The organism is Corynebacterium sp. HMSC055G02 (assembly GCF_001809065.1).
Lineage (GTDB): Bacteria > Actinomycetota > Actinomycetes > Mycobacteriales > Mycobacteriaceae > Corynebacterium > Corynebacterium jeikeium_D.
Genome location: NZ_KV795645.1, coordinates 1 through 15,675 on the forward strand (window position 1 = coordinate 1; position 15,675 = coordinate 15,675).

15 protein-coding genes are annotated in these 15,675 nt (G+C 58.3%); 6 read left to right on the top strand and 9 right to left on the bottom strand.

Annotation, left to right across the window (positions count from 1 at the left end; genetic code table 11):
* Positions 1-127: 127 nt before the first annotated feature.
* A complete protein-coding gene (locus HMPREF2547_RS04420) occupies positions 128-829 on the bottom strand; it encodes a potassium channel family protein (RefSeq protein ID WP_049172150.1) in 702 nt (233 codons plus the stop codon).
* Entirely contained in the window at positions 822-2,252 is a 1,431-nt protein-coding gene (locus tag HMPREF2547_RS04425) for a TrkH family potassium uptake protein (protein ID WP_049193840.1), read from the bottom strand. Before HMPREF2547_RS04425 ends, HMPREF2547_RS04420 begins: the two co-directional genes overlap by 8 nt.
* A gap of 422 nt (positions 2,253-2,674) precedes the next feature.
* On the opposite strand from HMPREF2547_RS04425, the gene trpB reads away from it, so the two are divergent.
* Positions 2,675-4,000: a tryptophan synthase subunit beta gene (gene trpB, locus HMPREF2547_RS04430; protein ID WP_065428897.1), complete on the top strand. Its 1,326-nt coding sequence runs from the start codon at positions 2,675-2,677 to the stop codon at positions 3,998-4,000.
* 66 nt (positions 4,001-4,066) lie between these two features.
* Here trpB and HMPREF2547_RS10850 read toward each other — a convergent pair whose 3' ends face one another.
* The 3 genes from HMPREF2547_RS10850 to purD form a co-directional block, all read right to left on the bottom strand.
* Complete coding sequence (locus tag HMPREF2547_RS10850; RefSeq protein ID WP_162837147.1) at positions 4,067-4,222, bottom strand: hypothetical protein; 156 nt, start codon at positions 4,220-4,222, stop codon at positions 4,067-4,069.
* A gap of 816 nt (positions 4,223-5,038) precedes the next feature.
* Positions 5,039-6,166 carry an aminotransferase class I/II-fold pyridoxal phosphate-dependent enzyme gene (locus tag HMPREF2547_RS04435; RefSeq protein WP_049172167.1) on the bottom strand — a complete coding sequence of 376 codons (1,128 nt, stop codon included), beginning with the start codon at positions 6,164-6,166 and terminating at the stop codon, positions 5,039-5,041.
* 239 nt (positions 6,167-6,405) lie between these two features.
* A complete protein-coding gene (purD, locus tag HMPREF2547_RS04440; RefSeq protein WP_049172166.1) occupies positions 6,406-7,680 on the bottom strand; it encodes a phosphoribosylamine--glycine ligase in 1,275 nt (424 codons plus the stop codon).
* A gap of 80 nt (positions 7,681-7,760) precedes the next feature.
* Here purD and HMPREF2547_RS04445 point away from each other — a divergent pair, with 80 nt between their 5' ends.
* The 3 genes from HMPREF2547_RS04445 to HMPREF2547_RS04455 all read left to right on the top strand — a co-directional run bounded on the left by HMPREF2547_RS04445 (position 7,761) and on the right by HMPREF2547_RS04455 (position 9,836).
* The gene (locus HMPREF2547_RS04445) at positions 7,761-8,183 is read left to right on the top strand and encodes an HIT family protein (protein ID WP_049172147.1); all 423 of its coding nucleotides are present in this window, start codon (positions 7,761-7,763) and stop codon (positions 8,181-8,183) included.
* A gap of 170 nt (positions 8,184-8,353) precedes the next feature.
* The gene (locus HMPREF2547_RS04450; RefSeq protein ID WP_049172143.1) at positions 8,354-9,073 is read left to right on the top strand and encodes an esterase/lipase family protein; all 720 of its coding nucleotides are present in this window, start codon (positions 8,354-8,356) and stop codon (positions 9,071-9,073) included.
* Positions 9,063-9,836 (top strand): alpha/beta fold hydrolase, encoded by a 774-nt coding sequence (locus HMPREF2547_RS04455; RefSeq protein WP_016421432.1) that lies wholly within the window; start codon positions 9,063-9,065, stop codon positions 9,834-9,836. The genes HMPREF2547_RS04450 and HMPREF2547_RS04455 overlap by 11 nt, the downstream gene beginning before the upstream one ends.
* Before the next feature lie 9 nt (positions 9,837-9,845).
* Here the strand turns inward: HMPREF2547_RS04455 and HMPREF2547_RS04460 are convergent, their stop codons facing one another.
* Positions 9,846-10,688: a PaaI family thioesterase gene (locus tag HMPREF2547_RS04460; protein WP_016421433.1), complete on the bottom strand. Its 843-nt coding sequence runs from the start codon at positions 10,686-10,688 to the stop codon at positions 9,846-9,848.
* Between the two features lie 138 nt (positions 10,689-10,826).
* Positions 10,827-11,201 carry a hypothetical protein gene (locus HMPREF2547_RS04465; protein ID WP_016421434.1) on the bottom strand — a complete coding sequence of 125 codons (375 nt, stop codon included), beginning with the start codon at positions 11,199-11,201 and terminating at the stop codon, positions 10,827-10,829.
* A gap of 567 nt (positions 11,202-11,768) precedes the next feature.
* On the opposite strand from HMPREF2547_RS04465, the gene HMPREF2547_RS04470 reads away from it, so the two are divergent.
* On the top strand, positions 11,769-13,271 hold the full coding sequence (locus HMPREF2547_RS04470; RefSeq protein ID WP_016421435.1) for a hypothetical protein: 1,503 nt from the start codon (positions 11,769-11,771) through the stop codon (positions 13,269-13,271).
* 812 nt (positions 13,272-14,083) lie between these two features.
* Here the strand turns inward: HMPREF2547_RS04470 and HMPREF2547_RS10970 are convergent.
* Positions 14,084-14,446: a DoxX family protein gene (locus tag HMPREF2547_RS10970; protein WP_016421436.1), complete on the bottom strand. Its 363-nt coding sequence runs from the start codon at positions 14,444-14,446 to the stop codon at positions 14,084-14,086.
* The gene (locus HMPREF2547_RS04480) at positions 14,446-15,018 is read right to left on the bottom strand and encodes a TetR/AcrR family transcriptional regulator (RefSeq protein WP_016421437.1); all 573 of its coding nucleotides are present in this window, start codon (positions 15,016-15,018) and stop codon (positions 14,446-14,448) included. The genes HMPREF2547_RS10970 and HMPREF2547_RS04480 overlap by 1 nt, the downstream gene beginning before the upstream one ends.
* A gap of 329 nt (positions 15,019-15,347) precedes the next feature.
* On the opposite strand from HMPREF2547_RS04480, the gene HMPREF2547_RS04485 reads away from it, so the two are divergent.
* Positions 15,348-15,605 carry a tyrosine-type recombinase/integrase gene (locus HMPREF2547_RS04485; RefSeq protein ID WP_016421438.1) on the top strand — a complete coding sequence of 86 codons (258 nt, stop codon included), beginning with the start codon at positions 15,348-15,350 and terminating at the stop codon, positions 15,603-15,605.
* Positions 15,606-15,675: the final 70 nt, after the last annotated feature.

A 15,675-nucleotide genomic window follows, 5' to 3' on the forward strand; every position in this document is an offset into this window, starting at 1 on the left:
GTCATAAACTCGCACAGTTTCACATTTGCAGCCCGTTGAGCTGGGCGTGGACCCCGCCTTTCCACACTGTTGGTCGTTGATTTCCATCGCGACGGAGCCCCGCGTGCACGGACTCCGTCGCTTCCTGTTACTCTCCGGCGAATGTCTCCAACTGCCGAATAGCGCCGGAGACAATCAGGAGATCACCTGCGGAAATGCGGTCGTCGGCAAGCGCAGGGCGGAATCGCTGACCGCGCTTTTGTACGGCGACAACCGTAATCGGTGCGCTCTGGTTAATCTCCGCCACCGTCTTATCCAGGCAGTGGATTGGCGGCGCGACCTTGCCTACTGCGTAATCGCGGTCGAACTCCAGGAAGTCCTGGACCTTGCCGCCGATGAGGTGCGCAATACGACGACCGGTGTCGGCCTCCGGGCGAATGACGTGGTGCACACCAATCTGGCCCAGGATTTTGGCGTGGGCCTGGTTATCGGCCTTTGCCCAAATCATGGGCACCCCCATATCCACCAGCGCAGACGCGGTCAGCAATGAAGCCTCAATGTCACTGCCGATGGCGATAACAACACGTTCGGCTTCATCGACACCGAGCTGCTTCAGTACCTCCGGCATGGTGGTGTCGGCGGTGACCACGTGGTCGAAGGTCGAGGACAGCTCCTGAACCACCTTTTCGCGATGGTCTACGCAGAGAACCTCGATACCGCCAGCGACCAGCTCCTCGCCGAGTGCCTGTCCGAAACGCCCCATACCGAGGATGACAACAGGCGAAGAGCTGGCTTGGTTGGAGAAATGATCTGCAAAACCAGCAAACGGGTTGAATTTCGAGTTAGCCAATGAAGGGCCTTTCTTCTGGATATTCGTAGACGCGCTGGCGTGGGCGGGCGGCCAAGGCCGTCGCCAAGGCGATTGGGCCAACACGTCCGGTGAACATCAGCACGATGAAGATTGCCTGTGCTGCCACCGGCAGGTCGGCGGTAATACCTGTGGAAAGGCCTACCGTGGCGAAAGCACTGATTACTTCAAAAAGAATTTGGTCAGTAGAAAACTGTGGTGCTAGGAAACTGACGGCGATTACTGCCAGGAATACCTGGCCGATACCGAAGGCAAGGACAACGAGAGCCTGGCGCAGCACCTTTGGGTTGAGGCGCCGCCTAGCCACGGACACGGAGGTGTCACCGCGAATCTCCGCGAGAACAGCGGCGAGAATGACTGCCGACGTCGTGATTTTCACGCCACCTGCAGTACCGCCGGTGCCACCACCAATGAACATGAGGAAGTCAGTGCCCAGCAGTGTCGATGGATGGAACTCCGCGTAATCGAGCGCGTTGAACCCCGCGGTACGCGGGCTCACACCAGCGAAGAATGAGTTGAGTATCTTCTCCCCCGCGGTGAATCCAGACATGGCATTGGACCACTCCCCAAAAGCCACCATGAGCGTACCCAAAGCAATCAGCAGAATCGTGCCTTTAATGGTGAAGCGAGTAGTCAGCGACCAGCGTTTAGGCAGCTGTCCTCGAGTGCAGACACTAAGCCACGCTTTGCCGTGCCGCCAGGCCTCGAGCAAAACAGGAAAACCCAGACCACCCACGATGAGGGCGAAGGCCAGTGGCAAAAGCACCCAGGCATCGCTATAGAACCCGATGACATTGTCGGTATACAGAGCGAAACCGGCGTTGTTGAAGCTTGAGATGGCATGGAACAAGCCTTCCCATGCAGCCTTTCCCCAGCCATACCCGTATCCGGAGTGGAACCGCAGCGTAAGTGCCACTGCCACCACAAACTCCACCAACAGAGTGAAGCTAACGGCAGCACGGACAACCCACGAAATCTCGCCCATATCCATACCGCGGCCTTCAACGCGGGCACCGGCACGGCGGTTCAGGCCGAGCCTTCCTGCTACGAAGAGGCCGAAAAGTGAAGCCAAGGTCATGAACCCGAGACCACCCAGCTGAATCAACAACATGATGACGACCTTGCCGAAGGTTGACCAATGGGTGGCCGTATCTACGGTGATCAGGCCGGTCAGGCTTGTTGCCGAGGTGGCTGTGAACAGCGCATCAGACAGCGCCGTGGGCAAACACATATCCCCAGGGCTCGGGGCGCACTGCCCCGTGGGATGGCTATTGGCCGCCGAAATCGGCAGCATTAGCAAAACCGTGCCAGCGGTTATCAAGGCGACATAACACCACACCACCAACGTCGTGGGACGAACTCCCCGACGTGTTTTAGTGGCCTGCCGCGACAGCGTAATCACCATCGGAACGTTAGTCCTCGTGGCCAGCGATGTCGAGGGGAATGCTGATATTCCGCCTCTGCATATGCCGGGACTTAGCGGGGAGCTGCTTTACGACCCCAGACACCGGTGCGATATCCCGTACACATTTCGCGCCCCATCCCCGCCCCCACACCCCACCCCGCTTTGGCTACTGCGGAAACCTTGAGTTATGGTCGGGTTCATGATGACACCCCTGATGAACACACCCGCGCCGTGCGGCGCACAGTGGTGGTGGCTCGCTTAAGTCCGCGAGCAACGTCACGTCATCTCATTAATGTCGACGGCAAACCCGTCAAGTACGAGCTCGCAAGAAGATAAATCTGGCGGGCTCTTTTCTTTTATCGGTTCGACGAAGAGAACCAGGGCCCGCTGAAATAAACAACAGCAACGAAAGGCTCTCTTCAATGACTGATTACAACCCCAGCGCGGATGCCATCGCCAAGGCTTCAGCACCGACTGCAACCAGGGTGCCGTCGGCAAGCGTTAACGGCGCGGGCGAGGTGCGCGAAACCCTCTTGCCTGCATTTTTCGGTCGCTTCGGTGGACAGGAAGTGCCGGAGTTCCTGCTGCCAGCACTCGATGAGCTGGAAGCGGCTTACATCGAGGCGATGAGCGATCCGGAGTTCCAGCACGAGCTGGAAGAACTGCGTCGCGATTTCCTCGGCCGCGCAACCCCGCTGTTCGAATGCCGACGTCTATCCACGCCGAACACGACGATTGTGCTCAAGCGCGAGGACTTGAACCACGGCGGCGCGCACAAGGGCAACAACGTGGTCGGCCAGGCGCTGCTGGCAAAGCGCATGGGAAAAACCCGTCTCATTGCTGAGACGGGCGCAGGCCAGCACGGCACGGCCACCGCGATGGCCGCAGCGCTGCTGGGACTTGAGTGCGAGATTTACATGGGCGCGCACGATGTCGCCCGCCAGCACCCCAATGTCGAGCGCATGGAGCTCATGGGCGCGAAGGTCGTTCCCGTCACCACCGGCGAGGCCGGTTTGAAGGATGCTATTGACGAGGCACTGGTCGAGTGGAGCAAGACTCTCGACTCCACTTTCTACCTGCTGGGCACAGCCGCCGGACCGCACCCATTCCCCACTATCGTGCGTGAATTCCAGCAGGTCATCTCGGAGGAGTCACGCAGTCAGATGGCCGAGCGTTACGGCAAGCTTCCCGACGCTGTCATCGCAGCCGTCGGTGGCGGCTCCAACGCCATCGGCGCATTTGCTAACTACATCGACGACTCCGATGTCGCCCTCATTGGCGTCGAACCCGCAGGTGAGGGTCTCGACACCGACCGTCACGGCGCGCCCATCAATGCGGGCAAGACTGGTGTCCTTCACGGCATGCGCTCATTTGTCATGCTTTCCGACGACGGCGAGGTGTTGCCATCGCACTCCATCTCGGCGGGCTTGGATTACCCGTCTGTTGGCCCGGAGCACGGCATGCTGAAGGAGAATGGCCGCGCCAGCTATGTCGGAATTACCGACGAGGAGGCGCTGGAAGCGTTCCAGCTGCTCAGCCGCATGGAGGGCATTATTCCGGCGATGGAATCCTCGCATGCGCTGGCGCAGGCCATTAAGATTGCGCGACTCCGTGAAACCGACCCTGCCGCTGTTAGCGAGCTCGGGCTGCCGGTTCACGAAGGCGATGAGCCTTTGCTGTTGCTCGTGAACCTGTCGGGTCGCGGTGATAAGGATATGGAGCAGGTCCGGGAGTTCCTGAACCAGTAGGAATAACCAGTAGGGATTGCTTCCCCACTAGCTGCCTAGCAGGAATCGGACCAAAGCTAATTCTTGTTAGGCAGCACGGCGATCGTCGGCGGCGATGCCCTGCTTCGGGTTCGCCTCCACGATGGCTTCGGCAAGCAGCGATGCCAGCGCATCCTGCTTGGATTCCTTGCCGTCCTGGAAAATCGGGGACACAGTATCCATAATCTCGTTGAATGCGTTCATCAGAGGTCACCTCTCTTAAGATCTCTTTGATCTTTATTGTTGGACTTCTCCAACCGATTCTTTGCGATTCCGCAGTTGAAACGTCGTTTCATCGAATCGTTTGGAACTTATGACTTGCAACCGTAGACGACAACACAAGACCTGGCAAGCGCTAAACTTTATTTTTAGTTAACCTTTTGTTAACTTTTGGACGCTTTTTAGCTCAGGCACTGAGCCACAAACAGCGCCCCTCGACGCCGCCCCATACCTCGCTTTACTGCCGTTGATAACGGCTTCAAAAATCACGCTTTTACACAACCAAAAACAGGGCGCGGAAGTCTCTTTTGGTCAGACATAAACTATCCCCACTAAAAGCGCTTGCAGCCAGCATTGAATGTGGGTTACACACCGCGCTCAATCGTCACCCCACGCAGGGATAGCCGCCAGTTCCTCAGAGGTCAACCCCATCGACAATTAAAGAAAAAGGGGCCCCTGCCAGCGGAAATAGACCACCGACAGAGCTGCCGGCTGTCAAAGATGCTGCCGCGAAGGCCACCCCACCCCACTATCGACCCAACCCCAGCCTCACTTGATGTGACCGCAGCCACAGAACCCTCAATCTGAGGCAGTTTTTCCGCCTTTACAGCAAACCGGCGATCAAGAAAACAGAGCCCCAACGGCCCCTTCCAGGAATGCCCCCAACATCGGCTCTACCAGCGACCGTCGGTAGAGGGTTTAAAGCAGCGATTCGCCCGTCGAGCACCCTATCTCGCCCGACTGAAAAACACCCCTAAAAGGGTGAGGTAAATCACACCGCGAGCGCCACTAAAAGCCGTTTTAACGACGATCAGTGAACACCCCAATACGCCGAACAGCCTCTTCCATCTCGGACGTCTCACCGGCGAAGCAGAGGCGAACCCACTGATGGCCGTTCTCTGTGTCGAAGTCGATTCCAGGGGCAACGGCCACGCCCGTTGCGGCCAACAGTTCCCGAGCCCAAGTCATGGAGTCGACGGAGTTCGGGTCGTCGTAAAGCCCTGCGATATTGGCGTAGATATAGAAACCGCCGTCGGGTGGGGCGATATTACCGAGACCGACGCGGGGCAGCCCCTCGAGCAAAACGTCGCGGTTGCGTGCGTAACGCGTCACGTGCGAATTGAGCTCGGCAATGGACTCGGGGCTGAACGCTTCCACCGCCGCTGCCTGCGAAATTGCCGGTGGACAGACAGTGAGGTTGGCTTCGAGGCGATCAAGCGGCGCACGCAGCCACTTGGGAACGATTAGCCAGCCAACGCGCCAGCCGGTCATCGAGAAGTACTTACTGACACTGCCGACCACGACCGCCGCGTCGGAGAACTCGCGTGCAGACGCACACTGTCGGCCATAAGTAATGCCGTGATAAATCTCGTCGGAAATGAGCAGGCAATCGTGCTGCTCACACCACTTCGCAATGGCACGCAGCTCGTCGGCATCGATAATGGTGCCAGTGGGGTTGTCCGGGCTGGTGACAATCACGGCCTTGGGCACGCGCGGAAGTGCCTCCAGGTGTTGGGCGGTGAGTTGGAAACGAGTCTCAGGACCACAGTCAATCTCGACAATGTTGGCGCCGAGCGCCTGCAGCGTATTGCGGTATGCGGGATAGCCCGGGCGCGCGAGCACGATGTCGTCGCCAACATCGAGGGCTGCGAGGAAGAGCGCTACGAAACCGCCGGAAGAACCGGTAGTGATGACAACATCAGCGGCTTCCGTGGCCGTGCCGTAGTTTTCACGATGCCAGGCGGCGATGGTTGCACGCAGCTCAGGCGTGCCGACGGCCGCTGTGTAGCCCAGAACCTGATTTTCTAAATCAGCACGCGCACGGGCAATCGCGGCAGCCGGGGCCGCGGTCGCGGGCTGTCCCACGCAGAGGAATAGAGCGTCACCGTGAGTGCGCTGACGCTCCTGTGCGAGCGCGAGAACATCCATCACATGGAAGGGTGCGACCTCACAACGGCGGGATGCTAGGTCGCGCTGGGGCTGGGATGCCTGCGGTGACTGCGAGGAGTTTAACGGCTGCGGTGACTGCGACGACTTTGGCGACTGCGGAGATTCGGCGTGCATACCTTCATCTTTGCAGCCGCCGAGGCCACCCGGGAAATCCAGTTCATCCCGGGTGGGTGCACCAGTGAGGCATCCGAGTGCAGCCGGACCACCTCAAGCATTATTTAGATGGAAATACGGCCCTCAACTGCAGGTAGTGCAATGTCGGTGCGGTAGTGCGAGCCCTCGAGCTTAATGGTCTTGATGGTCTCGTACGCCTTGTCGCGGGCCTCTTCCAGCGTGTCACCAACGCCGATGACGTTGAGCACACGGCCACCAGCGGAGACCAGCTCACCCGCAGCATTGCGGGCAGTACCTGCGTGGAGAATGCCATCTGCCTCACGGCCAGGCTCTGCACCTTCAATGACATCACCCGTGCGCGTCGACACCGGGTAGCCTTCAGCGGCCAGCACAACAGTCAGAGCGTAACCATCACGCCAAGACAGCGGACCGAAGTCCGCCAATGTTCCGGTAGCAGCGGCGTTGAGCAGCTGCGCCACCGGGGACTCCAGCAGCGCCAGCACGGCCTGGGTCTCCGGGTCACCGAAACGGCAGTTGAACTCAATGACAGCCGGGCCGTCCTCGCCCCAGGCCAGACCTGCGTACAGCAGACCCTGGAACGGGCAACCGCGAGCGGCCATCTCACGAGCGACCGGCTCGCAGACCTCGGTGACAATGCGCTCAGTTGCGCCTTCCGGCAGCCAGGACAGCGGGCTGTAAGCACCCATGCCACCGGTGTTCGGCCCCTCGTCGTTATTACCGACGCGCTTGTGGTCCTGAGCCGGCAACAGCGGGACGACGATTTCGCCGTCGACCAGGCAGAACAGGGAAACTTCCGGGCCGTCCAGGAAGGACTCCAGCAGCACCGGGTTACCGGCGGCCAGAACAGCCTTTGCGTGTTCGAGAGCTTCAGCGCGGTCCTTAGTGACCACGACTCCCTTGCCAGCAGCCAGACCGTCATCCTTCACGACCCAGTTCGGGCCAAAGCGGTCAATGGCGGCCTCGATGTCTTCGTCGGAGGCCTCCGGCTGGATGGCCTCTGCCGAGGCGGTCTTTACCCCAGCTGCCTTCATGACGTCCTTAGCGAAAGCCTTGGACCCCTCAATCCGAGCTGCGTCAGCGTTCGGTCCGAAGACTGCGAAACCAGCGTCGCGCAGCGCGTCTGCCACACCCGCGACCAGCGGAACCTCAGGGCCAATAACAACCAAATCGGCCCCAATTTCCTTGGCCAGCGCAACAGCGCCAGCGGGGTCATCCACGACCAGTGGATGCATGGTTGCAATTTCACTCATACCCGCATTACCAGGGGCTACGTGAAGATCAGTAGCCTGCGGGTCCTTACTCATTGCGTACAACAGGGCGTGCTCACGGGCACCGGAGCCAATTACGAGGATGCGCATAGCAATCATCTTACTAATCAGCCCGGATAACTCTCATCGCACCCAACCCCTCAATCCGCTATTCGGGTTACCCTTGGCACATGAGCACAGTATTTACCAAAATCATCAACGGTGAACTCCCCGGTCGTTTTGTCTACCGCGATGACAAGGTCGTCGCATTTTTGACCATCGAGCCAATTGCGCCTGGTCATACGCTGGTCGTCCCTGTTGAAGAGGTGGACAAGTGGACGGACGCCTCGCCTGAGCTATGGGCCCACCTCAATGAGGTTGCCCAGAAGGTTGGTCAGGCTGTTGTCTCCGCTTTTGACGCTCCGCGTGCTGGCTACCTCATCGCCGGCTTCGAGGTTCCGCACACGCACATTCATATCTTCCCTGCCCACGATATGTCCGGGTACAACCTACAGTCGGTAGATCGCAATCCTTCCGCAGAGTCCATGGATGAGGCCGCCGCCAAGCTACGGAAGGCCCTCGGGACTGACGAAGACGGAAAGTTGGTGCGCTAATCGCCGCTTCAAACGAGGATTTTCGGGAAGAACAACTTCCGGTAGTCCCTGCCCCTGAAGCGCAGGAACCGGAGGCGCAACAACCGGCTGCAGCTGAAGGATCAGCATCGCTCCCCTATGCCATCTTCCGTCCGCTGCGCGGTGTTTTCGAAGATAACTGGGGAGCCAAAGTGTCCAAATCCCGGCCGTGGCCGGTCATCCTCCTGCATGGAACAGGCCAGGTCAAGGGCATTTGGGAGACCCTCGGCGGTCAGTTACGGGAGGATGGCTGGGCTGTCTTCGCGCCAGATTTTGGGCACCGTGCAACAGACCCCATCAATCAGTCCATCGACATGCTCGTGCCTTACATCAAGGCTGTCCTGCACGCCACTGACGCAAAGCACGCCGTTATCGTGGGGCACTCGCAAGGCGGCTTAATTGCCACCCTGCTTTCTCTGCGCATTTCCAAGTACATCAAGCATGTTGTCTGCCTTGCCGCGCCCAATCACGGCACCAATCTGGGCGGCATCGCTTCCAGTATCACTAAGATCCCCGGCACAAAGTCGCTGATGAGCAACTTTGTGCAGAGCTATTGGGGCGTTTCCGGTTTGGAACAGCTCACGGGTTCAAAGATGGTTTTGAACTCCAATTCCCACGATATCCTCGGTCCCGGTGTTACTTACACCTGCATTGCCACCAAGTATGACCAGCTCATTTCCCCTCCACAGTCCTGTTTCTTGGATGATGGTGACACAGGCATGGTCACCAATCTCTATGTGCAGGACACGTTCCCTCAAGCCATCGTTTTGCATGAGCAGATGGCGCACGATTGGCGCCCCCGCGCGCTTACTCGCGAGGCACTATTCAAGCTGGTAGGCGAGGATTTTGACCCAATCGAGCATGCGGAATAGACCGCTCCTAACGCGGATTTTCCCACCGACAGCCGCACATCCGTCCCTGCCAAATCCAAGTCCAGCGTCGGGGGACCTCAGAGACCCCGTTCCGGTTATCGCACTTCATGGCACGCTCGATAGTCCCGGCGCGTGGGCACCGCTTGCCGACGGACTCCGTGCCCGCGGCCGCCGAGTCTATGTACCGGCCTACGGAGACCGTGGCACTGCTGCCCTCGTAGATTCTGTCGCCGAAGTCGAGGCCTATATCAACGGAGTCTGCACTGAAACGAACTCGGACACGGTCGATATTGTGGCTCACTCGCAGGGTGGGCTACTGGCTTTCCTGCTGTTTACGCGTCTTGCAAACCATGAATGCGAGCGTTTTTCGTTTCGACGTGTCATCAGTGTGTCGGGCTCTGTCGGCGGTGTAAATCTGACTGAGATCTCCCGCATTTTGGGCTGGTGGAATGGGGCTCCTGCCCGCTGGCTAATGGGACAGGCTTTAGCCGATCAAATTGCGGTAGCGGCAGGACAATATGAACTTCCTGCAGCCAACACTGCCCCACACCTCCGAAGGCGCAAGGCAGCCACACCTGACTGGATTAATGTCATCAGCCACCATGACAACCTGGTCATTCCGTGGTCCGATACCGCGCAGAGCTTCCTGCCGGACAGTCGAGCTGTTTTGCTCGAAACCGAGCTGGAGGGCAGGTCTGTTGCGCATTGGAAGCAGCAAACAGACCCCGAAGTGATCGAACTGATCACTCGGCTATTGGCGTAGAGCTTCGACCTAGAACTTGGTCAGCGACTCGCGCGCGGTGACGACATCCGCAAGCAGCTGCTGCGCGGCTGGCGAGGGGTTATCGGAGGTGAGGGCCTCGATGACGACGTCGGGAAGCCCTGCGGCGCGGTAGTCGTCGACAGTGACATCGCCGTACTCGAGGACCCCGTGGAGCCATGCGACTGCACGCGACTCTGGTGAAATGCAGCGTCGTGCGGTGCGTTCCTGCTGGACGAGCACATCACGGTTTTCCACCCCGCGCATCCCCAGCCGTGCAAGAGTGCGAGCAGCAGAGATGAGGTTCTCACCGGCAACACAATCCTGCTGGTTCGGATTGGCCGGCGGCTTCTTACGACCACGACGGCGCACGTAGAGCTCCTGCTGACCAATACCGACCAGGGAGCCATCGCGGTTTCGGATTACAGAGGTGTATGGAACGACCGTCGAATAGCCACCTTCAGTTTCGGCCTTAAGCTTTTCGACCATCTCATCCGGCACCTCTACCTCAAGGTACGCACCATTCTTACCCGGCCGGATAAATTCAAACGACCCAGTTCGCGTCCACGCCTCGTACTTCTTGACATCCAGACGCTGCATAACCAGCGTGCCAAACAGCACATCCGTCATCGAAAACAGTGCACCGCCAAATGCCGCGCCATGCATATTCGCAGTCAGAGCGTTTAGGCGCAGCTCCAATCGCCCCTCAGACCAGTCATCCGCAATCTCAGTGATACGGATGCCGGTGCCAAACAGCGGCGGCCAAATGTTCAGCAAGAACTTTGCCTTAGCCGGGGACATCTCTTTCTCAGCAAGTTTGTACAGGGTGCGTCGCAGCGATGGACCAATAGACATAACTACTTACATTAGGTGTTGACCGGGCGAACGCGGGCATTATTGTCAGAAAACAAAAGTGTGTCAGCTTCAGCACATGCTTTACGACGGTTCCCGCGCCCCACCTTTTATTAAGACAGCGACTATTTCAGCGACTATTTAGGCAGCAAACCGTTCCGCCAGCGTATTGACGCGCAGAGTGAAGAAATCCCGCAATTCCGCGTAGCGGGAATAACCATAAATCCCGCGGTCAGCTGGGTCATCATATTCCCAGCGCTCAGTCTCTACATCTGGCGCGATGTAGTCCGAAACGTCGATTTTCCCCACAACAATGACCACATCCGCACTGTCTGCGAGAGACGGCGTGAGTTGATGAGGATCGCCATCGCACCGTGCCCCCACCTCACAGAGCGCACGCCGCGCGTCTTCATCCAGACCGCGGTCATCATCATCGATGCTGATACCTGCTGACAACACTGTCAGGCCTGGGGCAGCTTGCCGCAGCAGCCCTTCTAGTACGCGTGAGAGTCCCATGTTTGAACTACTGACAAAGAGCACCTCTGACATGGCTCTATCGTAGAATATTTTTCTCGGAGAAATCACCCCAGCTTGTGGGGTTTTCTGGAAGGTTTTGCAGAAAAATGCCAAAAGCGCCCATAGCGCAGGCCCTTCCCCGAGACCAGCCCTATCGACGCTTATGACTTAAGAACAAAGTCCACTTTACATGCGCATGTAACCCCTGTGAAGCGTGGGGCTAGAGTTGCAGATGTGAAAGCTCCGTGGCCTGTGATTTTCCGGCTGTCGGCGTTGCGCTGTCCTGCTGTCGGTGTTGCGCTGTCCTGCTGGCGGCGTTGCGCTGTCCTATCGATGCAATATTCACCTATCGATACGCAGCAGCGTGGCCATAAGTGAATAGCTCATCCATATGTTGACCGGGACTTCCGACAACGTGCGCATAAGTGAAAGAAAATTCCCCCGCCCCAGCCCCCGACAGGCATTTGCCCTTTAATCAGTCTTCAAACGCACCCTTTGTTCCCCGCCCGACCTCCTTAAACCGGATAAAATTGGCGGGGCCGATCGCTCGCGAATAGGAGAATCACCGTGACCGACTCTCGCGATATTAAACCTTTTGCATCCAACCGCGGCCCCAAAGTGACCTCCATCGGTGCCATCATCGGCGCAGCAGCAGTGGGCGGCCTGCTTCTCGGAGGTGTCGGTGCGGGCACCTGCTTGGCGGTCTTTGATTCGCCCGAGCGCTCTGACTACGTCATGCAGCCCGCGCAGCGTGAGGTGCAGGCTGACATCATGGACTCAGACGATGTGCTCACCCCGGAGGAAGAACAGCGCATGCTTCGCGATGTCTCCCGGATCGCCGCCCCTGACGTGGTCCAAGGGCTGCACTACATGGTCTTTGCCGAGAACAAGGAAAACGTTAATGACTCCGTAGAGGAGTACCTGCGCGATAACCACCAGGAGCTCATCGGCAAGGATAAGTTTGCTGATGGCCAGGTCTTCGTCGGCGTGGGCCTTGATCCGCGCCAAGCCTTCGTCTTCGCGGGTGAGGACGTGGCTGCTCAAATGAAGCTACGCAAGAATGACAGCCATCTGAAACAGTCCATCGAAGCAATTAAGCCGGGCGTGCGGGATGACAACATTCCTGCTGGCCTCTTTGCTGGCGCAGCGGCTGCAATCGACGTAGACCGTGCTGCGGATACTCAGTACGAGGGCGCAAAAGAGGACCGGATGGCGGCGGCCGTTGGCCTCGGGGTGGCGGGCCTGAGCGTTGGCGGCGCTGGTGTCGGCCTCGCCGGCGGTGTACGCCGCAGCCGGCAGAAGAAGACACAGCAGGCACGCGAGGACTGGGACTACGTGTCGCAGACCTACACCGATGTGGCGCAACGGCTAAGGGAGATTGATATTCGAGCGCACTCGCTCCAATCAGGGCTGGTGGATGAGCGCCTGCGCCAGGACTGGGAGGGTTTGCGCGATGACTTCCTAGCAATCGATAGCCAGGTTGGTTTCCTCATGTCGATTCCGGCGGATGCGCCAGATGAGCAATTCCGCTCACACTCCGAGCTCATCGCCAACGCGCGCCAACTGTGCGAGCGCGTGGAAACCGCTGAGGCCAATATTGAAAAGCTGCACCGCATTGAGAACGCTGATGCGGATGCTCGCCGCTATGAACTCTACGAGCTGGAGAAGGATCTGGCACAGGCAGGCTACTTGGCCGCAAGCATCGACTCGGCGCTTGAGCGCCACGCGAAGGAGTTGGAAGATGCCGCCACTGAATTATCCAAGGAACCACACCATCCGCAGTTCATGGAGCGCTACCTAGAACTCTTGGATCGCTCCGCGCTCTTGTCGGAGCACGTGCAGTCCCAGCTGCAGAAGCGCAATGAGGCCGACGAGCGCCCCGAGCGCACGCGCATCTACGACTCTGATTTCTTCGCTGGCTCTGGCTACCACGGCTACGTGCCCTTCTATGTCGTGAGCACCTGGGATAGCGATGCCACCACTGCCCGCGACAGCTCTTCCAGTAGCGGTGGCGTCAACAGCGGGTTTAGCTCAGGGTTTTCCGGTTCAGGCGGTTCTTCCAGCTTCTAAGCCGACTTACGGGACAGAGGGGATGCGGACGTTCTGTTAGACGATTTCACCCCTCACGCTACTTAACCCCTACATTTTCCCCTTTAAACCAAAGAACCCCAGGCCGGAAAACTTCCTGACCTGGAGTTTTGGAGCCGGAAACGGGACTCGAACCCGTAACCTACCGTTAGGGTACCCTGTAAAGGTTTGACCTATAATGCCATTTATGCCTGTCAAAGCCGTTTCTCGCGCCACACAGGGACACCTCCCCTACTAGTTTTTGAGGAAAGTCTTTGGGGAAGTGCGGAGTTTTCCGAAGTAGACCCGCAGCTGGACATACGCCACAGCCTGAGTACAAGACTTAACCGGCGGTGGCTACACGGTGTCGACTAGGGGCCACACACCCCTTGCCCCAGCAACCCCTGCCCGTCGCACCCCTACCCCCCACGCATAAAAATGGACTGGGATTGCCCCCAACCCCTCAATTCCGGTTACTGCTCCTGCCACCCCACGTCGTCGGGTGTGACATCCCGGCGCGGGCCCAGTCGCGCAGCGCTCGCCACTGGTATCTCGGATGCAGTACCGCAGATACCCGTCGAAGAGCTGGACGCCTATCTACCAGTCCCGCAGCAGCCCGCCACTCTGCAAATCCCACAACCCCGACCCATCAGCTAGGGCTTTGTCATGCCTTCTGCACCGAGGCAGACGCTCATACCCTTCGACAGGCCGGCGAGGCGGTAGGCGGCTAGCGGGTCCCAGGCACCCGCGGCAAGCCGCCCGGCGCGGGCAACGGCGCCCCTCAATGGGCGAACACAATTGGTAAATTGGTCGTTTCAGGCTATCAATAGTGTCGCAATGAGAGCGCCTAGTGAAATAGCGAGCATCCCTAAGCAATTGACCCAAAACTCGCTACCTAGAAACTTGGCTCGGATATGTGCGATTGCTGCGGTGCAGAAGTAGGCAATGACTCCAACCATCGTCGCTATTCCAATGCCTGGTATCCAGAGCCCAATAATGAGTCCACTTGCTGCTAGGCACTTGATAACGATAAGAGCCCACCACCACTCTGTAGGAAGTCGTACTCCTCTGAGGCAGGCCTCGATGAATGCTACGGGTTTGAGCGAGAGTACCGCGTCTCCGAACAAAATGGCTGCAAGAATGATGGAGGGCCAAGCAGGCGAAGATTCGAGAATCATTATTTTACTCCGTACGCGATTTTAAGACGGGAGATGGAACTGTTCGCGTGAATGGATAGTTCGTCGGTGTCGTATGCACCGGCAGCCCAGCCAAGAAGCAACCCAAGATAAATGTTGTAAAGGATTGTCGCGAACTCTTTAGCGTCATCTTTAGGGAGCATATTGCCTAGGCGCAACACGATTTCATCTACCAAGAGAGTTCGAAGCTCGTTGAGAATCTCTCCGTTGTCTCCCTGTGTGATTAGGGCAGCGCCATACGCTTTCGATAATTCTTCCTGCCCAGTAAACATTTTCAGGAAAGGAGCGAGAACGTCGAGAAGGTTGTCTGATTGTCCACGGAGCTCATCGTGCATGACGGTGATTCGATGTCCGATGGTCTGAATCAACAGCGACTGCTTGCTCCCGACGTTCATAACGGTTCCAACGCTGACGTTAGCTTTCTGCGCGATGGCACGCACATTTGTATCCGCGTACCCGACTGACACAAAAAGGGCATAGGCGGTATCCAAGACTTTATTGCGCGTCGCCTCCTTTTGAGTAGCACGACTTGATTGAACTTGTTCACTGAACATGTTCAAATCGTATCGCTACATCAATCTACGGTCAAGTAGCGATGTGGTTATCCAAGTACATTGCTGTCATGAGAGGCGAGCGGGTTTCCTGCTTACAAGGAGGAAAGTTATAGCTGATCGTCACACACCTACATGTTTTTGCCAGACCAGCTTCTCGGGCCAATAGACTCAAGGATTGCCGAGCGCTTGGCCGATAAGCCTACGAGCTTGTTCCACGGCCAACGCACGACAGGGGCACCGACGACGCGGGTACTGCCTATGCGTGACGACCCATCCGGCACATACCCCCACCCTGGCAAAACTCTGGCCGGGCTCTAACATGGGCAGGCTTGCCGCACCTCGCCGGCGACGATGTGGCGCAGGCCGACCGGGAGCTGCTGCCTGCGGTGATTTCCTATCACGACCTCCGTCACACGGTAGCGACCGCCATGGCTGCAACGGGCAACGCGGCGCTGGCCACCTTGCAACTGGGCCATGCCTCCGCCTCGACTACGGAGGCCGCCTACATCAACCGCGCGGGAGATGTTGACAACTCCGCAATCATTGAAGCGTTCGCTGCCGACGCGCTGGCAATTTTCGGCGGCTAGTCGCTGCCCTCCTGCCGCCGCCCCTGCGCCCTCTTGGCGGGTTAAGTAAAGAAAAGTGTGTCCGCATGCC

Excerpts from the sequence above, each read along its gene's own strand:
- HMPREF2547_RS04460 (WP_016421433.1), bottom strand. The coding sequence starts at position 10,688 with ATGTCTATTGGTCCATCGCTGCGACGCACCCTGTACAAACTTGCTGAG.
- HMPREF2547_RS04465 (WP_016421434.1), bottom strand. The coding sequence starts at position 11,201 with ATGGGACTCTCACGCGTACTAGAAGGGCTGCTGCGGCAAGCTGCCCCA.
- HMPREF2547_RS10970 (WP_016421436.1), bottom strand. The coding sequence starts at position 14,446 with ATGATTCTCGAATCTTCGCCTGCTTGGCCCTCCATCATTCTTGCAGCC.
- HMPREF2547_RS04445 (WP_049172147.1), top strand. The coding sequence starts at position 7,761 with ATGAGCACAGTATTTACCAAAATCATCAACGGTGAACTCCCCGGTCGT.
- trpB (WP_065428897.1), top strand. The coding sequence starts at position 2,675 with ATGACTGATTACAACCCCAGCGCGGATGCCATCGCCAAGGCTTCAGCA.
- HMPREF2547_RS04435 (WP_049172167.1), bottom strand. The coding sequence starts at position 6,166 with ATGGATGTTCTCGCGCTCGCACAGGAGCGTCAGCGCACTCACGGTGAC.
- HMPREF2547_RS10850 (WP_162837147.1), bottom strand. The coding sequence starts at position 4,222 with ATGAACGCATTCAACGAGATTATGGATACTGTGTCCCCGATTTTCCAG.
- HMPREF2547_RS04480 (WP_016421437.1), bottom strand. The coding sequence starts at position 15,018 with ATGTTCAGTGAACAAGTTCAATCAAGTCGTGCTACTCAAAAGGAGGCG.
- HMPREF2547_RS04455 (WP_016421432.1), top strand. The coding sequence starts at position 9,063 with ATGCGGAATAGACCGCTCCTAACGCGGATTTTCCCACCGACAGCCGCA.
- purD (WP_049172166.1), bottom strand. The coding sequence starts at position 7,680 with ATGCGCATCCTCGTAATTGGCTCCGGTGCCCGTGAGCACGCCCTGTTG.
- HMPREF2547_RS04425 (WP_049193840.1), bottom strand. The coding sequence starts at position 2,252 with ATGGTGATTACGCTGTCGCGGCAGGCCACTAAAACACGTCGGGGAGTT.